The 13,863-nt window shown below is 71.0% G+C and carries 13 protein-coding genes and 1 pseudogene; 8 read left to right on the forward strand and 6 right to left on the reverse strand.

Annotated features, from left to right (window positions below; translation table 11 throughout):
- Positions 1 to 414: pseudogene (locus ABT367_RS30470) on the forward strand (putative protein N(5)-glutamine methyltransferase); the annotation flags it as partial.
- A gap of 40 nt (positions 415 to 454) precedes the next feature.
- Here ABT367_RS30470 and ABT367_RS30475 read toward each other — a convergent pair.
- On the reverse strand, positions 455 to 1,081 hold the full coding sequence (locus tag ABT367_RS30475) for an FxLYD domain-containing protein (RefSeq protein ID WP_352256489.1): 627 nt from the start codon (positions 1,079 to 1,081) through the stop codon (positions 455 to 457).
- 193 nt (positions 1,082 to 1,274) lie between these two features.
- Between ABT367_RS30475 and ABT367_RS30480 the strand changes: the two genes are divergently transcribed.
- From ABT367_RS30480 to ABT367_RS30495, 4 genes are all read left to right on the forward strand, one after another.
- The gene (locus ABT367_RS30480) at positions 1,275 to 2,729 is read left to right on the forward strand and encodes a basic amino acid/polyamine antiporter (RefSeq protein WP_352256490.1); all 1,455 of its coding nucleotides are present in this window, start codon (positions 1,275 to 1,277) and stop codon (positions 2,727 to 2,729) included.
- A gap of 47 nt (positions 2,730 to 2,776) precedes the next feature.
- Positions 2,777 to 4,036 (forward strand): arginine deiminase, encoded by a 1,260-nt coding sequence (locus ABT367_RS30485; protein ID WP_352256491.1) that lies wholly within the window; start codon positions 2,777 to 2,779, stop codon positions 4,034 to 4,036.
- 81 nt (positions 4,037 to 4,117) lie between these two features.
- Entirely contained in the window at positions 4,118 to 5,212 is a 1,095-nt protein-coding gene (locus tag ABT367_RS30490; RefSeq protein WP_352256492.1) for a chemotaxis protein, read from the forward strand.
- Positions 5,213 to 5,244: 32 nt separating this feature from the next.
- Positions 5,245 to 5,691, forward strand: a complete 447-nt coding sequence (locus ABT367_RS30495; protein WP_352256493.1) for an SRPBCC family protein — start codon at positions 5,245 to 5,247, stop codon at positions 5,689 to 5,691.
- Positions 5,692 to 5,718: 27 nt separating this feature from the next.
- Here the strand turns inward: ABT367_RS30495 and ABT367_RS30500 are convergent, their stop codons facing one another.
- Positions 5,719 to 7,467, reverse strand: coding sequence for an alpha/beta hydrolase (locus ABT367_RS30500; protein ID WP_352256494.1), 1,749 nt, complete (start codon positions 7,465 to 7,467; stop codon positions 5,719 to 5,721).
- 109 nt (positions 7,468 to 7,576) lie between these two features.
- Here ABT367_RS30500 and ABT367_RS30505 point away from each other — a divergent pair, with 109 nt between their 5' ends.
- Positions 7,577 to 8,338 carry a CPBP family intramembrane glutamic endopeptidase gene (locus tag ABT367_RS30505; RefSeq protein WP_352256495.1) on the forward strand — a complete coding sequence of 254 codons (762 nt, stop codon included), beginning with the start codon at positions 7,577 to 7,579 and terminating at the stop codon, positions 8,336 to 8,338.
- 57 nt (positions 8,339 to 8,395) lie between these two features.
- Here ABT367_RS30505 and ABT367_RS30510 read toward each other — a convergent pair whose 3' ends face one another.
- Both ABT367_RS30510 and ABT367_RS30515 read right to left on the reverse strand, forming a co-directional pair.
- Positions 8,396 to 9,655, reverse strand: a complete 1,260-nt coding sequence (locus ABT367_RS30510; protein WP_352256496.1) for a zf-HC2 domain-containing protein — start codon at positions 9,653 to 9,655, stop codon at positions 8,396 to 8,398.
- Positions 9,652 to 10,236: an RNA polymerase sigma factor gene (locus ABT367_RS30515; protein WP_352256497.1), complete on the reverse strand. Its 585-nt coding sequence runs from the start codon at positions 10,234 to 10,236 to the stop codon at positions 9,652 to 9,654. Before ABT367_RS30515 ends, ABT367_RS30510 begins: the two co-directional genes overlap by 4 nt.
- A gap of 335 nt (positions 10,237 to 10,571) precedes the next feature.
- Here ABT367_RS30515 and ABT367_RS30520 point away from each other — a divergent pair, with 335 nt between their 5' ends.
- Entirely contained in the window at positions 10,572 to 10,946 is a 375-nt protein-coding gene (locus ABT367_RS30520) for an STAS domain-containing protein (RefSeq protein ID WP_199549268.1), read from the forward strand.
- Between the two features lie 13 nt (positions 10,947 to 10,959).
- Here ABT367_RS30520 and ABT367_RS30525 read toward each other — a convergent pair whose 3' ends face one another.
- The gene (locus ABT367_RS30525) at positions 10,960 to 11,424 is read right to left on the reverse strand and encodes a hypothetical protein (protein ID WP_352256498.1); all 465 of its coding nucleotides are present in this window, start codon (positions 11,422 to 11,424) and stop codon (positions 10,960 to 10,962) included.
- Positions 11,425 to 11,588: 164 nt separating this feature from the next.
- Here ABT367_RS30525 and ABT367_RS30530 point away from each other — a divergent pair, with 164 nt between their 5' ends.
- Complete coding sequence (locus ABT367_RS30530; RefSeq protein WP_352256499.1) at positions 11,589 to 12,110, forward strand: EF-hand domain-containing protein; 522 nt, start codon at positions 11,589 to 11,591, stop codon at positions 12,108 to 12,110.
- 174 nt (positions 12,111 to 12,284) lie between these two features.
- Here the strand turns inward: ABT367_RS30530 and ABT367_RS30535 are convergent, their stop codons facing one another.
- Positions 12,285 to 13,829: a class I adenylate-forming enzyme family protein gene (locus ABT367_RS30535; protein WP_352256500.1), complete on the reverse strand. Its 1,545-nt coding sequence runs from the start codon at positions 13,827 to 13,829 to the stop codon at positions 12,285 to 12,287.
- Between the last annotated feature and the right edge of the window lie 34 nt (positions 13,830 to 13,863).

The following is a 13,863-nucleotide window of genomic DNA, read 5'->3' on the forward strand; positions in this document are numbered from 1 at the left end:
GATCTCGAGCCGGCGGCGGTCGCCTGCGCCCGCCGCAACCTGCCACCCTCACGGGTGTACGAGGGCGACCTGTTCGCACCGCTCCCGGCCGGACTGCGCGGCCGGATCTCCGTCCTGGCCGCGAACGTCCCCTACGTCGCCACCTCGGACATCCCGTTCCTGCCCGCTGAGGCCCGCGACCACGAGCCCCTCTCGGCCCTCGACGGCGGCGACGACGGCCTCGCGGTGGCCCGCCGGGTGGCCCGGGGCGCGCGGGAGTGGCTCGCTCCGGGCGGACATGTCCTGATCGAGGCCACCGAGGCCCAAGTCCCGCTCGCCGAGCGGGCGTTCACGGACGCCGGACTTTCGGTGCGCGTGGCGGTGGACGAGGAGTGGGAGGCGCGGGTCGTGGTGGGCACCGCCCGGCCCGCCTAAGGGCGTAACTCCTGGTGGGCGCCGCCCAGCAGGCCCGCACTCAGTAGCGCTGGGCTTTGACGATCTTCGCGGTCAGCGGAGGCTCGACCGGCTTGCGGCTGATGGCGAGGGGCTGGGCCCGCTCGTCGGGTGCGAGGTCCTGCGCACCGACGATGCGGGTCTCGACCACCTTGCCGTCGGCGTCGAAGAAGTCGACCTGCACCGCGTACGAGGCCGTGGCGTCCGTGCGGTTGCGGATGTTGACCACGTGGGCGCGGACGCCGTTGGTCTCCGACAGCGGCTTGCCGGTGAGGCCGACCTCGGACATCGCGTTGCCCTGGCCCTCGGCGGCGTCCAGCTGCTCCTTGTACTCCTGCCGGGTGCGTTCCGTGGCGTCCGAGACGGACTCCTCGAACGCGGACGCCCGGGCCGACGCGGAGGCTTCGGCGGCCGAGGCCGACGCCTTCACCTCGGCCTTCATCGACTCCGCCGCGGAGGCCATGGGCGAGGGGGGCTCCCCGGAGAAGTTCTCCGTGGCCGGAGGTGTGGCCCGGTTGCTGAAGGTCGCGGCGGCATCACCGCTCCCTTCGGTGCTGCAGCCGGCCAGAACCGCACCGGTGAGAGCGGCGAAGGCGACCAGGGCGACCCGGCCGCGGCGCGGACCGCCGGGGAATCTGGCTGAGCTCATGGAACGTGGCCTCCTGCTCGGACGGAGCCGAACCCCCAGGCCGTGGGCCCGACTGATCCAGGATCCGCGATGAGCGCGCGGTCGGCCATCGCAGAGCGCTCCGGGGGCGGCGCCCCGATCCGGCCAAAAGATGCCTACTGCGCTAAATGCGGCAAAAGTATGAATACGGGTCTGGTGCGCCGGGAAGGACGTCATGTCACAGGTCACCGACGGAGCGGGCACGCAGTCGTCCGCAGCCGTGAAGTTGTCGCTGTTCACCCTGACCACGATGGTGATCGGCTCCATGGTGGGCGCCGGCGTGTTCTCGCTGCCGCGGCGCTTCGCCGAGGAGACCGGTGTGGCGGGCGCGCTGATCGCCTGGGCCATCGCGGGCACCGGCATGCTGATGCTGGCCTACGTCTTCCAGTCTCTGGCCGTACGCCGCCCCGACCTGGACGCGGGCGTCTACGCGTACGCGAAGGCCGGCTTCGGCGAGTACCTCGGCTTCTTCTCCGCGTTCGGCTACTGGGCCAGCGCCTGCGTCGGCAACGTGACGTACTGGGTGCTGATCATGTCGACGGTGGGCGCGATCTGGCCCGCCCTGGGCGACGGCGACACCGCCCTGGCCATCGTGCTCTCCTCGGCCGGCCTGTGGGCGTTCTACTTCATGATCCGGCGCGGGGTGAAGGAAGCCGCGGCGATCAACAAGATCGTGACCGTGGCGAAGATCGTGCCCATCCTGGTCTTCATCATCCTGGCGCTGTTCTACTTCGACCCCCAGGTGTTCGCGGACAACTGGGGCGGCGCCGACTACGCGGGCTCCCTGTTCAGCCAGGTCCGCGGCACCATGCTGGCCACCGTCTTCGTGTTCCTCGGCGTCGAGGGCGCGAGCGTCTACTCGCGGCACGCCAAGAAGCGCTCGGACGTGGGCCGGGCGACGATCCTCGGCTTCCTCAGCGTCTTCGCCGTCTTCGCGTCCGTCGTGGTGGTCTCGTACGGGATCATGCCGATGGAACAGCTCGCCGAACTGCGCCAGCCGTCCATGGCCGGAGCCCTGGAGGCCGCGGTCGGCACCTGGGGCAAGGTCTTCATCAGCGTCGGCCTGATCGTCTCCGTGCTCGGCGCCTATCTGGCGTGGACGCTGATGTCGGCCGAAGTCCTGTACGTCGCCGCCAAGGACGACGACATGCCCCGCTTCCTGGGGCGCGCGAACCATGCCGATGTGCCCGTGCCCGCGCTGATCATGACGACGGCGCTCTCGCAGATCGTCCTGGTCGTCACCGCGTTCTCGGACGACGCGTTCAACTTCGCGCTCGACCTCACCAGCGCCCTGTCGCTCATCCCGTACCTGCTGGCCGCCGCCTTCGCGGTGAAGATCGGCACGAGGACCGACCCCCTCACGGCCGGCGGCGGAAAGACCTCGAACCGCGAACTCACCATGGCGATCATCGCGATGGTGTACACGGCGTTCATGCTCTACGCGGCCGGCCTGAGGTTCCTGCTCATGTCGTTCATCCTGTACGCGCCCGCCACGATCCTGTTCGTGATGGCCCGCCGTGAGCAGGGCCGGCGCCTCTTCTCGCCCCGCGAACTCGTCATCCTCGCCGTCTCCGTCATCGGCGCGGTCATCGGCGTGATCGCGCTGGCCGCGGGCTGGATCAGCCTCTGACGCCGCACCGCTCTCCGTACCCTGCGCACCCTCCCAGAGAGGTCACCATGACCGGTCCGAGCACTCCGTCCCAGGCCTACGGCGTCCACTCCGAGGTGGGACGTCTCCACAAGGTCCTCGTCTGCGCTCCGGGACTCGCGCACCGCAGGCTGACCCCGACCAACTCCGACGACCTGCTCTTCGACGACGTCATGTGGGTGGAGAACGCCCAGCGCGACCACGCCGACTTCGTCAACAAGCTGCGCCAGCGCGGCGTGGAGGTCGTCGAACTGCACGAGCTGCTCGCGCAGACGATGGCCATCGGCGAGGCGCGATCCTGGCTGCTCGACCGGAAGATCGTGCCCAACCAGGTCGGCGTCGGCCTCATCGAAGACACCCGCGCCTTCCTGGAGACCCTGGAGCCCCGACAGCTCGCCGAGTACCTCATCGGCGGCCTCGCCACGACCGACCTGCCGGACGAGTTCCGCTCCGGATACGTATCGCTCGCACGCGAATCGACCGGCGTACGCGAGTACTTGATGCCTCCGCTGCCCAACACCCTCTACACCCGCGACACCACCTGCTGGCTGTACGGCGGCCTCACCCTCAACCCGCTGTACTGGCCCGCACGCCACGACGAGACCCTCCTGATGAAGGCGGTCTACCAGTTCCACCCGGACTTCGTGGGGGCTCGGGTGTGGTGGGGAGATCCCGAGGACGACTGGGGGCAGGCCACGTTCGAGGGCGGCGACATCATGCCCGTCGGCAACGGCGTCGTCCTCATGGGCATGAGCGAACGCACCTCGCGGCAGGCCGTCACCCAGGTCGCCAAGGCCCTGTTCGAGAACGGGGCCGCCGAACATGTCATCGTCGCCGGCATGCCCAAACTCCGGGCCGCGATGCACCTCGACACCGTGTTCACGTTCGCCGACCGGGACATCGTCACGCTGTACCCGAAGATCATGGACTCGGTGCACACGTTCTCGCTGCGCCCGAGCGACAAGGCGCCGGGCCTCGACATCACCGACGAGGGTTCCACCCCCTTCGTCGACGTGGTCGCCAAGGGCCTGGGGCTGCCCCGGCTCCAGGTCATCGAGACGGGCGGCGACGTCTACGCCTCCGAGCGCCAGCAGTGGGACAGCGGCAACAACGCCGTCGCCCTCGAACCGGGCGTCGTCTTCACGTACGACCGCAACACCCAGACCAACACTCTGCTGCGCAAGGCCGGGGTCGAGGTCATCACCATCGTCGGCGCGGAACTGGGCCGGGGCCGCGGCGGCGGCCACTGCATGACCTGCCCGATCATCCGCGAACCGGTCGCGTTCTGACGGCGAGGGCACCCCTGAGCACTCCGAGACCGAAGACGAATGGCGCCGAGGCACCCCAGAGCACTCCGAAAGGCCGTTCCCATGGATTCCGCCCACAGCAGCGACGCGCTGGCGAAGCTGCGGCAGCCCCGCCCGTATCCGGCCGTGTCCCTGCTCATGCCGACCCACCGCCGAGAGCCCGACAACGCCCAGGACCCCGTACGGCTGCGCAACCTCCTGGCGCAGGCCCGCGACCTGCTCCAGAACGACCCGGCCGTGACCCGCGAACGGCGCGCGGACGTCCTGGACCAGCTGGAACAGGCCGCGGCGGAAGCGGACCTCGTGCACGCACGCGACGGCCTCGTGATCTACGCGGCGCCCGGCGAGCACCAGGTCTGGTCCGTGGCCCGTGAGGTGCCGGAGCGCGTCGTGCTCTCCGACACCTTCCTCACCCGCAACCTCGTCGCGGCCCGGGCTGCCGCACAGCCGTTCTGGGCGCTGGCCGTGGCGGCCGACCGGGTCTCGCTGTGGAGCGGTGAGGGTGAGCAGGTCACCGAGCACACGGGGGACGGCTTCCCGATGGAGCGGAGCCTGGAGGACCCCGACGCGGAGCGCAAGGAGCGCATCGGCGATCTGCCGAGCACCTTCCGCGACGAGCAGACCCGCCAGTTCCTGCGCCAGGCGCATGAGGCGCTGCGCGTGGTGCTCGCCTCGTCCCCCCGCCCGCTGTACGTGATCGGCGGGCCCGCGGCGCTCTCCCTCCTGGAGGAGACCGGCCCGCTGGGCAAGGACACGACGACCGTGCAGCAGGAGGGCCTCGCCGCGGGTCCGGCCGCCGAGGTGTGGCGGGCCGTCGAACCGCTGCGGGCGGAGAAGGCGTCGGCGGACCGCGAGGCGACCCTCTCCGAACTCGACGCCGCCCGGGGCCGAAGGGAGTTCGCCGGCGGTCTCGACGAGGTCGCCCAGGCCGCGCGGGACGGCCGGATCCGGCTCCTCGCGGTGGAGGAGCACTTCCGTGCCGTCGTACGCGACTACCTCGACCATCTGGAACCGGCCGAGCCCACCGACCTCGACGCCCGCGACGACATCGTGGACGAGCTCGTCGAGCAGGCCCTGGAGACCGGAGCGGAAGTGCGCTTCGTCCCCGACGGCACCCTGTCGGACGCGGGCCGGATCGCCGGCGTCCTGCGCTACTGAGCCGCGCCGACCACCAGCACCAGGAGCACCCCATGGCCCGCAACCGCTGTCTGATCCTGAGCTCGCCTTCGGAGGTCTGGGACCTGCTGTCCAGCGGCCCGCGCTACGGGGAGTGGGTCACCGGAACCCAGCAGGTCCTGGCCGCCGACCCGCACTGGCCGGATGTCGGCGCCCAGCTCAAGGTCCGGGTCGGCATGGGCCCGGTGACCCTCGACGACACCAGCACCGTCCGCGTCTGCGAACCGATGGAGCGCCTCGAACTCGAGGCGCAGGCCGGCCACTTCGGTGCGGCCCGTATCGCCATGAAGCTCATCCCGTGGGGCGAGAACACGCTCGTCATCCTCGACTGGCACCCCATCCGGGGCCCCGGCAGCCGGATGCACGGCATGCCCGTCGACTACCTGGTCAAGGTCCGCAACGGCATGATGCTCACGAAGCTGGCCCGGATCGCCGAGCGCGAGCACAGCGAAGCCGTGTGATCTCGAACCCCCCGCCGGCCCGGGAGTTCAGGGCGACGGACGCGCGGTGATGTGCGCCCGCAGCCGATCGGTGTCCTGGTCCGTCCAGCCCTCGCGCGGCACGATCGCCGCCCAGGCGTCCACGGGCGCCGCCCCGTACCGGTGCCCGTGGGGAGCGTCCACTCCGTAGGAGACGGCCATGTCGATGGTGGTCTGCCAGAAGGTGACGAGGGGGAACCAGCGGATCGCCGGGGTGATGTCGGGGCCCAGCGGGGCCCGCAGCCACTGCGGCCGGTGCAGGAGCAGGTCGCTCGACCACCACACGACCGGGTCGGAGGCGTTCTGCAGATAGACGACCCGCGGGTCGCCCCAGGCCGAGGGCGGCTGCTTCAGGTCCCGCGGGACGAACTGCCCGAAGCGTACGTTCCTGCCCGCGTCGAGGACGGGGCGCCAGACCGGACTGCCGGGCTCGCGGTGGTCCCGGATCTCCTGCGAGATCGGCGCGAAGTTCGGCGTACCGACGAGCAGGGCCCCGTCCGTACGGGCCAGGAGGTCCCGCAGGCCGTCGAAGGAGGACTCGATCGCGAACCCGCCCAGGCTCTCGCCGGTCACGACGACCTTGGGCCGGTCCTCCTCGGGCAGCGCGGCCACCTTGGCGAGCACCGCCTCGACGAGGGTGCGGGTGGCCTGACCGGCCCGTTCCTTGTCGACGAGGAAGGAGACCCAGCTGGGCAGGTAGGAGTACTGCACCGCGACGGTGGCGGTGTCGCCGTCGTGCATGTACTCGAGGGGCTCGACGATGTCGGCGTTGACCCATCCCGTCCCCGTGGTGCCGGCGATGGCGAGCACGTCCCGGTCGAAGGCCCCGGTGCGCTCCAACTCCCTTACGGCGAGCTGGGCTTTGGCCTCGAACGGGGTGTCGGTGCCGAAGACCTCGGGCACCGACGCGCTGACATAGACGCGGACCGGGTCCTTGGCCGGCCTGCCGGTGTACGCGCCGATCCGCTCCTCGGTCAGCGCGGACCCCGCGAAGACACGCCCCTGGAATCCGAGGTCCTGCCAGGAGATGAGCGATCCGGGGCCGCCCGACACGAGCGGCGAGTCCGGCGGCCGGATCCCTTCCCTCGTACCGCCGTTGGTCGCGTACGCGATGCGGTCCGCGAGACCGATGACACCGCGCTGGAAGACCACATCGCGCAGTCCCACGGTCACGATCAGCGCGCTGAGCACGGCTCCTGCGCCGATGGCCACCGGCAGCGGAACGTAGCGGTGCAGCCTCCGGATCAGCGACCGCGTCCCGAGGCGGATCCCCCGCGCGCACAGCAGCAGAAGAGCCCACAGGACGAGGGCGACCAGCATGATCGCGGGCACATGCCAGGTCAACGAGGGCGGCAGACCCTGGAGTTCACGCAGCCGGATCTGTGCGTGCGCGCTGCGGGCGATCAGCCACACGGTGACGACGAGACCGAGCACCCAGTACGCCTGCCACAGACGCGCCCGCACGCGCTCGGTGGGCCGACGTGCGGACAGGGCCCGCCAGAGGGTGCTCACCACGGCGCCGAACCCGTACCCGATGGCCGCGCTGATCCCGCCGACCACGCCCTGAAGCAGCCAGGGCCGCGGCACGAGCGAGGGGGTCAGGGACAGCCAGAAGAAGACGGTCGCGCAGCAGAGCGCGGTGAGGTCCGGCCAGCGCCGGACCAGGTAGGAGCCGTCGGGCCGGTCCCAGTAGGGCTTGCGGGCGATACGGGCGAGCCGCTCCCGGACGGCGGTCCAGCGCGGCATGGCGCGGTGCATGAGCTCACGCTAGTCGAGCACCGGACGGTCGGCCCTTCGGGCGAACGCGTGCGCTCGCCCCGGCCCGGCGAAGGCCTCACGATGGGCAGGTCAGCCCTTGTCCGTGCAGGTGAGCACGTTGGGAGGCCGCGCCTTGGTGCCGTACGGTCCGCAGCCCCGGCGCCGGCCGCTGCGGCGTCCCGTCCCCACGCCGACGGCCGTCGCCGCGGTACTCGTCGTGCTGCTGCTCACGAATGTCGGCGCCCACCAGTGGTCCCAGCCGTGGACGCTGCTGCTCTCCCTCGCCGCCACCGGGGTGCTGCTCGCGATCGTGTTCTGGTCCGGCGGCCGGTGGTCCGAGGTGGGCCTCGCGCGCGACACGCTCGCCCGGGGACTGCGCTGGGCGCTCGCGCTGATCGGCGTCGTGGCCCTCGTCTATCTGGCCGGCGCCCTGCTGCCGTTCACCCGGCAGTTCTTCACCGATCAGCGCACCAGCGGGTCGAGCGGCGCCGAGGTGGCCGCGCGCGTCCTGCTCACCGTCCCGCTGGGGACCGTACTCCTGGAGGAAGTGGCGTTCCGGGGCGTCCTGTACGGACTGATCCTGCGCAGCCGCGGGCCGCTGGCCGCGACCTTGATCTCGTCCGGGCTCTTCGGCGTCTGGCACATCCTGCCCTCGCTCGGGCTCGCCGCCGCCAAGCCCGCCCTGGGCAGCGCCTTCGGCGACACCCTGCTCGGCATGGTCCTGATCGACGCCGGCGCGGTGCTGTTCACGGCCGCGGCGGGCTGCCTCTTCTGCGAACTGCGCCGCCGCAGCACCAGCCTGCTCGCACCCATGGGGCTGCACTGGGCCACCAATGCCCTCGGGCATCTCTTCGGTTTCCTTCTGAGATGACCCGGAGGCCGTGAGCAGCGCGCGCTCCGTGCCCTGCCGCGCCCTCGAGGGCCGGTGCTACATCCGGCTCAACGAGGCCGCGGCGGTCAGCACATCTCTGATCGCCTCCCGGTCCCCGTCCTGACCGGCGGCGGCCTCCTGCGGCAGCACATGCCCCGCCGCGAGACGGCAGAACTCCACACCGTCCAGGGCGACATGGGCCACCTCGTGCTCGGCGGAGCCCACCGCGCCCGGAGAGTCGAGGGCGATCAGCCACTCGCCGCCGCCCGAGCCCTCGACCTCGAGCCGCAGGCTCCGGCCGGGGGAGCCCGCGCGGACCAGGCTCTTGGGCGGTGCGGCACGTCCTTCGCGGCGGCGTTCGGCCAGGGCCGAGGGCAGCATGCGGGCCGCGAGGTCGATCATCCGGTTGAGATGGCGCGGCGCCGGCGGCTCGTACGGGTAGTCGACCGCGTCCGCGATATCCCCGGCGTGCACCCAGCACTCGAAGGCGCGGTCCACCAGGGAGTCGCGCAGCGGAAGGCTGAACGCCCCGTACGGCACCGAGAGTTGGCCGGATCCACCGCCCGCGAAGGACACCGTCCGCACCAGTGCGTGTGACTGCTCCCGCCATGGCATACGGACCGTGCGGGTCGGCGGGAAGTGCGAGGCCTTCCAGTACGTCTCGGTCCTGGCCCGCGGCGAGGGCTCATCGGGCGCCAGCTCCCCGAGCGGATCCTCCAGACCGAGCGCGACCGCGACCAGACCGTCCACGGTCAGCAGATGCGCGATCACCCCGGCGACGGTGGTCCGCCGGTTCACGGGGCGGTCGCTCTCGCCGTCGTACCACTTCAGCCGTACGGGGGCGTGCCACTCGCCGTCGCCGATGTCCTGGAGCAGCGCGTCAAGGCGCGCGGTCTCCGCGTCGTACGCAACAGCCCAGTCCGGTACGGGGATCCGCGGCGGCCGCTTGTCGAGGCAGCCCGCGAGGACCCGCGAGCGCAGCCCGGGGTCGAGGTCGAGGCTCTCCTCCGGCTGAAGCAGTCCCACCGCGTCCCGCAGCCGCAGCGCCTCGTCGGCGCAGGGGCCGCAGGTGCCCAGGTGCAGCTCGACCGCGGCCGCCTCCTCGGGCGCGCAGGCCGCGAGGGCCCAGGCGCCGAGCAGCGACTTCAGTACGTCGTGTTCGAGGACCGGGGGCGGTGGAGCCTCCGGTTCGGGCAGGGGCAGCCCGCTGTCCTCGACGGACTCGCGCGGGGACGGTATGCGTGCCGAGGACGAGGCCCCCGAACGCTCGTCGTCCCCCGGGCGGCCTTCGCCCGGGCCGAACGGATCGGGATTCATGTGGCTCTCCCGTACCCCTGGCGCCAGGGACTGCCGCTGTTCCTCTGGTCGTTGGCCGAGGACAGGAGCTGCAGCCCGAGGCGAAGGCGGCGCCGCGCCTCGTCCTCGGTGACGCCCAGGTCGGCGGCGGTCTGGCGGTAGTCGCGGCGCTGGAAGTACGCGAGCTCGAGGGCGGCGCGCAGCGGCGCGGGCATCGAGGTCACGATGTAGTCGGCGCGCGCGGCCGCCGACGCCTCGCGCACCTTGCGTTCCAGGTCCTCGGCGCTGCCCTCGCCGCCTTCGGCGAGCGCCGCCGCGCCCTGCTTGCGCAGCCGCTGCACGGCCTGGCGGTGGGCGAGCGAGGCGATCCACGAGCGCATCGAGCCCTGCTTGGGCTCGTAGGCCTCCGGGTTCTCCCAGACGTGGGCGAAGACTTCGCGGGTGACCCGGTCGGCGGCGTCCTCGTCGTCGAGTACGCGATGGGCGAGGCTGTGGACGAGCGAGGCGAAGCGGTCGTAGAGCTCGCCGAGCGCCGCGGCCTCCCCGCGCGCGAGCCGCTGCTGCATCCTGCGGTCCCAGCGGGGTGGTGCGTCCTTCGCCATCAGGCCCCCTCCGCCTTGCTTCCCTGAGCTTCGAATGTAGTCGCAGGCGCGGTCCGCGTACGCCCCTTTGCGGCAATGTGCGCCCGCGCCCGGGCTGGGGATGGTAACGAATGCGTCACCTTCCCTTGCGCAGAGCAACTGAACGAACCTGATCGAAGTCGATCTAGATAGATCGAATCCGGCGAATTGTGATAGGGCTTTCCTGTGTTTCAGCAGGAAGGTGCGGGGCAGCCGCGAGAACAGGAAGCGAAGGAAGTGCTTCCGGATCTTCGCGGCTTCCGGATTTCCGAGGCTGTACGGGACCGAAGCCCGGGCGAGCGAACGAGAGGCATGGCGTGGCGCTCAAAGTGACCGAGGCAGAACGGGGCGGCTGGGCCGTCATCCAGGTCAGCGGTGAAATGGACCTGGTGACCTCCCCCGCCCTGCGCCAGCGTGTCCATGAGGCGGTCGCCGACGGCCGGCGCAACGTCGTGCTCGATCTGTCCGAGGTCCTCTTCTGCGACTCCTCGGGCGTCGGCGTCCTGATCGCGTCCCGCCGGCTGCTGCGCTCCTGCTCGGGCCGGCTGCGCCTGATCCTGCCGGCCCGCGGCGCCGAGGACGGCTCCCACGTCAACCGGGTCCTCGCGGCCCTCGGCGTACGCCGTCTCTTCGAGGTCTACCCGGACGCGGTCTCCGCCTCCGACGACGCGGCCCAGCCGCTGTCGGCGTAACCGGGCGGAGTGTTCAGCCGAGGTGCCCTTTGGCTGCTGCCACGAACGCGTTGACGGCCTGCTTCGCCTCCGTGCAGAACGCGTTGAACTCATCCCTGCCGCCCGCCTTGGGAATCAGCGTGATCCGGTCCAGCGCCTCCTGCGCCAACTCCGTCGCCCCGGCCTCGCCCGCGACGAGCTGCACACGGAACAACCCTTCGTAGACCTCCACCCGCAGATCGAAGGCGCGCGCCCGCAGCGCGGCATGGGTCTCCTCGAACTCCCCGCCGTTGCAGATGAGCCAGCGCTCCATCTGGGCCCGCCGATAGGTCATCAGCGCGCCCGCGTACGAACTGAAGACGTGCAGCCGCTCCTGCCGCAGCTGCTCGGCGCGGGCGAACCGCTCGCTGCGCGCGAGCGCCCTCTGCTGGAACGCCTGACTCACCCCGACGCCGAGCAGGGTCCCCACCACGGCTATGACACTCGCAACAGCCTCCATACGCACAGTCGATCACGCGGACACACAGCGCTGCGGCATGTCGCAGATTCTCAATAGTCCTGATACGGAGGTGAACTTTTCGGGTCCTCGGCCCATACGCCGACGTACGCTCGCCCCTGACGAGATGGCAACCGCCCCGACCAATCACGAGTGAGGCCGCCGAGATGGAGAGCGCAGAGTACGAGCGCAGGATTGCCGCCCGCTTCGCCAGCTTCGACCAGGACGGCAACGGCTATATCGACCGCGAGGACTTCTCCTCCGCGGCCAAGGCCTTGCTCGCCGAGTTCGATGTGACCGCGCGCTGCGACAAGGGGCAGGCGCTGTACATCGGTGCCGAGGCGTTCTGGCAGGGCATGGCCGGGATCGCGGACGTCGACGGGGATCAGCGGGTCACGCGCGAGGAGTTCGTGACCGGGGCGGTGAAGCGGCTGCGGGACAGCCCGCAGCGGTTCGCCGAGATCGCGCGGCCGTTCCTGCGCGCGGTGGTGGCCGTCGCGGACACCGACGGTTCGGGCGTGACCGTGACGGACGCGGAGCGGGTGCTGCGGGTCCTCGGGGTCGCGCCGGATGTGATTCCGGTGGCGGCGGCGGCCTTGGATCCGGCCGGGTCCGGCCGGATCCCCTCCGAGGAGGACCTTCTCGCCGCGTTCGCGGCCTACTTCACGACGCCGGCGCCGGAGGCGTAGGGGGCGGCGGCGGGGTGGGTGCGGGTTCGTCGCCGGGTGCGGGTCGGGTGCGGGGCGGGTGCGCCTGCGGCGGGCTCTTCTCCCCGCCCCGCCCCTTCCCGAAACCGGGGGCTTCGCCCCCGGACCCCTGCATCCGAACTTCGTTCGGATCTGCTCAAGCGCCGCAGGGGCTGGTTACGAGAACTGCTCCCGCAGCTTGTACTTCAGAACCTTGCGCAGCGTCTCGTTACGAGGCAGCGCCTCCACCACCTCCAGCTGCTCGGGCAGCTTGTGCACGGACAGCCCCTCCGACCGGAGGTATTCCGTCAGAGCCGGGAGGGTCAACTCCTCCGTAGCCGCCCGCTGTTCGATCACCGCACAGACCCGCTCGCCCCGCACCTCGTCCGGCAGCCCGATCACGGCCGCGTCGCCCACCGACGGGTGCTGGTGCAGCAGATCCTCGATCTCCTTGGCGGAGATGTTCTCGCCCTTGCGGATGATCACGTCCTTGGCGCGGCCCGTCAGGACCAGGTGCCCCGTCTCCGTCACATGCCCCAGGTCGCCCGTGATCAAGTACCCGTCCGCGTCGAAGACTTCGGCCGTCTGGACCGGGTCGAGATAGCCCTGGCAGACCGCCTCGCCCTTGAGCCGCACCTCACCGTCCACCCGCGCCGGCAGCTCCTTGCCGTCCGCGTCCGTGATGCGGATGGACATGGCGGCGGGCGGCTTGCCCTCGGTCGTGGCGAGGTTGTCCACGGTGTCGTCGGGAGCGCCCATCGTGATCATGGGGACCTCGGTCATCCCGTACCCGTGCGTGAGCTGGCAGCCCATCTCCCGTACGACGGCGTGGTAGACCTCGGGCGGCTTGGGGGCGCCACCGCCGGCGAGCAGACGCAGGGTGGGGATGAGCTTCTCGTCGGGGTTCTTGCGCTGTTCGTTCAGGAACATTGTGTAGAACGCCGTCGACCCGCCCGCGACCGTCACCCCGTGCCGCCGGTAGCCGTCCAGCGCATCCGGCATCGCGAACTTCTCGAAGAGCACGGCCGGGAAGCCGTAGAGCAGCAGCATTACCGTGTAGTCGGGGCCCGCGATATGCGCGAACGGAAAGGCCATCGAGCCCACGTCATCCGCCGACAAATGCAGCGCGTGCGCCAGACACGACCCGCCCGCGATCAGCGAACGGTCCGTGTGCAGCACGCCTTTGGGGTCGGAGGTCGTGCCCGAGGTCCAGTAGATCCAGCGGACCGAGGTGCCCTCGGAGGGCGGTGGCGGCAGGATCCGCGGGTCGCCGTCCGGCAGCGACTCGTACGCCTCGAAGATGCCGCGCGCGCCTAGGCGGCGGGCCATCTCGCTGTGGTCGAAGTCCCGCCAGACACCGGGCGAGGCGAAGAACTCCGCCTTCGACTCCCTTAGCGCGAAGCCGACTTCCTTGTCCCGGTAGAAGGGGATGAGGGGCGTCTGCGTCGCGCCGATCCGGGCGAGCGCTGCGGACAGGAGCACCGTCTCGATACGGGTGGGCAGCTGCCAGGCGACCACCGTGCCCGGACGTATCCCCATGCCCCACAGGCCGGCCGCGACGCGTTCGGAGCGGTCGCGCAGTTCGGCGAAGGTGAGCACCCGGTCGTCGGCCGGGTCGGCCTCCGCCTGGACGAGCACGCGGCGATGCGGTGTACGGGCCGCGCGGCGGCAGATCAGTTCCCAGAACGTGGGCGCCGAGTCGAGTCGTGCTGCGTCGCTCATCGCGGACCTCCGTAACCCCTGTTCCTGACGGGCA

The organism is Streptomyces mesophilus (genome assembly GCF_040300965.1).
In the GTDB taxonomy this organism is placed as follows: domain Bacteria; phylum Actinomycetota; class Actinomycetes; order Streptomycetales; family Streptomycetaceae; genus Streptomyces; species Streptomyces mesophilus_A.

Coding starts and splice junctions, on each gene's coding strand:
- ABT367_RS30475 (WP_352256489.1), bottom strand. CDS start 1,081: ATGAGCTCAGCCAGATTCCCCGGCGGTCCGCGCCGCGGCCGGGTCGCC.
- ABT367_RS30480 (WP_352256490.1), top strand. CDS start 1,275: ATGTCACAGGTCACCGACGGAGCGGGCACGCAGTCGTCCGCAGCCGTG.
- ABT367_RS30485 (WP_352256491.1), top strand. CDS start 2,777: ATGACCGGTCCGAGCACTCCGTCCCAGGCCTACGGCGTCCACTCCGAG.
- ABT367_RS30490 (WP_352256492.1), top strand. CDS start 4,118: ATGGATTCCGCCCACAGCAGCGACGCGCTGGCGAAGCTGCGGCAGCCC.
- ABT367_RS30495 (WP_352256493.1), top strand. CDS start 5,245: ATGGCCCGCAACCGCTGTCTGATCCTGAGCTCGCCTTCGGAGGTCTGG.
- ABT367_RS30500 (WP_352256494.1), bottom strand. CDS start 7,467: ATGCACCGCGCCATGCCGCGCTGGACCGCCGTCCGGGAGCGGCTCGCC.
- ABT367_RS30510 (WP_352256496.1), bottom strand. CDS start 9,655: ATGAATCCCGATCCGTTCGGCCCGGGCGAAGGCCGCCCGGGGGACGAC.
- ABT367_RS30515 (WP_352256497.1), bottom strand. CDS start 10,236: ATGGCGAAGGACGCACCACCCCGCTGGGACCGCAGGATGCAGCAGCGG.
- ABT367_RS30525 (WP_352256498.1), bottom strand. CDS start 11,424: ATGGAGGCTGTTGCGAGTGTCATAGCCGTGGTGGGGACCCTGCTCGGC.
- ABT367_RS30530 (WP_352256499.1), top strand. CDS start 11,589: ATGGAGAGCGCAGAGTACGAGCGCAGGATTGCCGCCCGCTTCGCCAGC.
- ABT367_RS30535 (WP_352256500.1), bottom strand. CDS start 13,829: ATGAGCGACGCAGCACGACTCGACTCGGCGCCCACGTTCTGGGAACTG.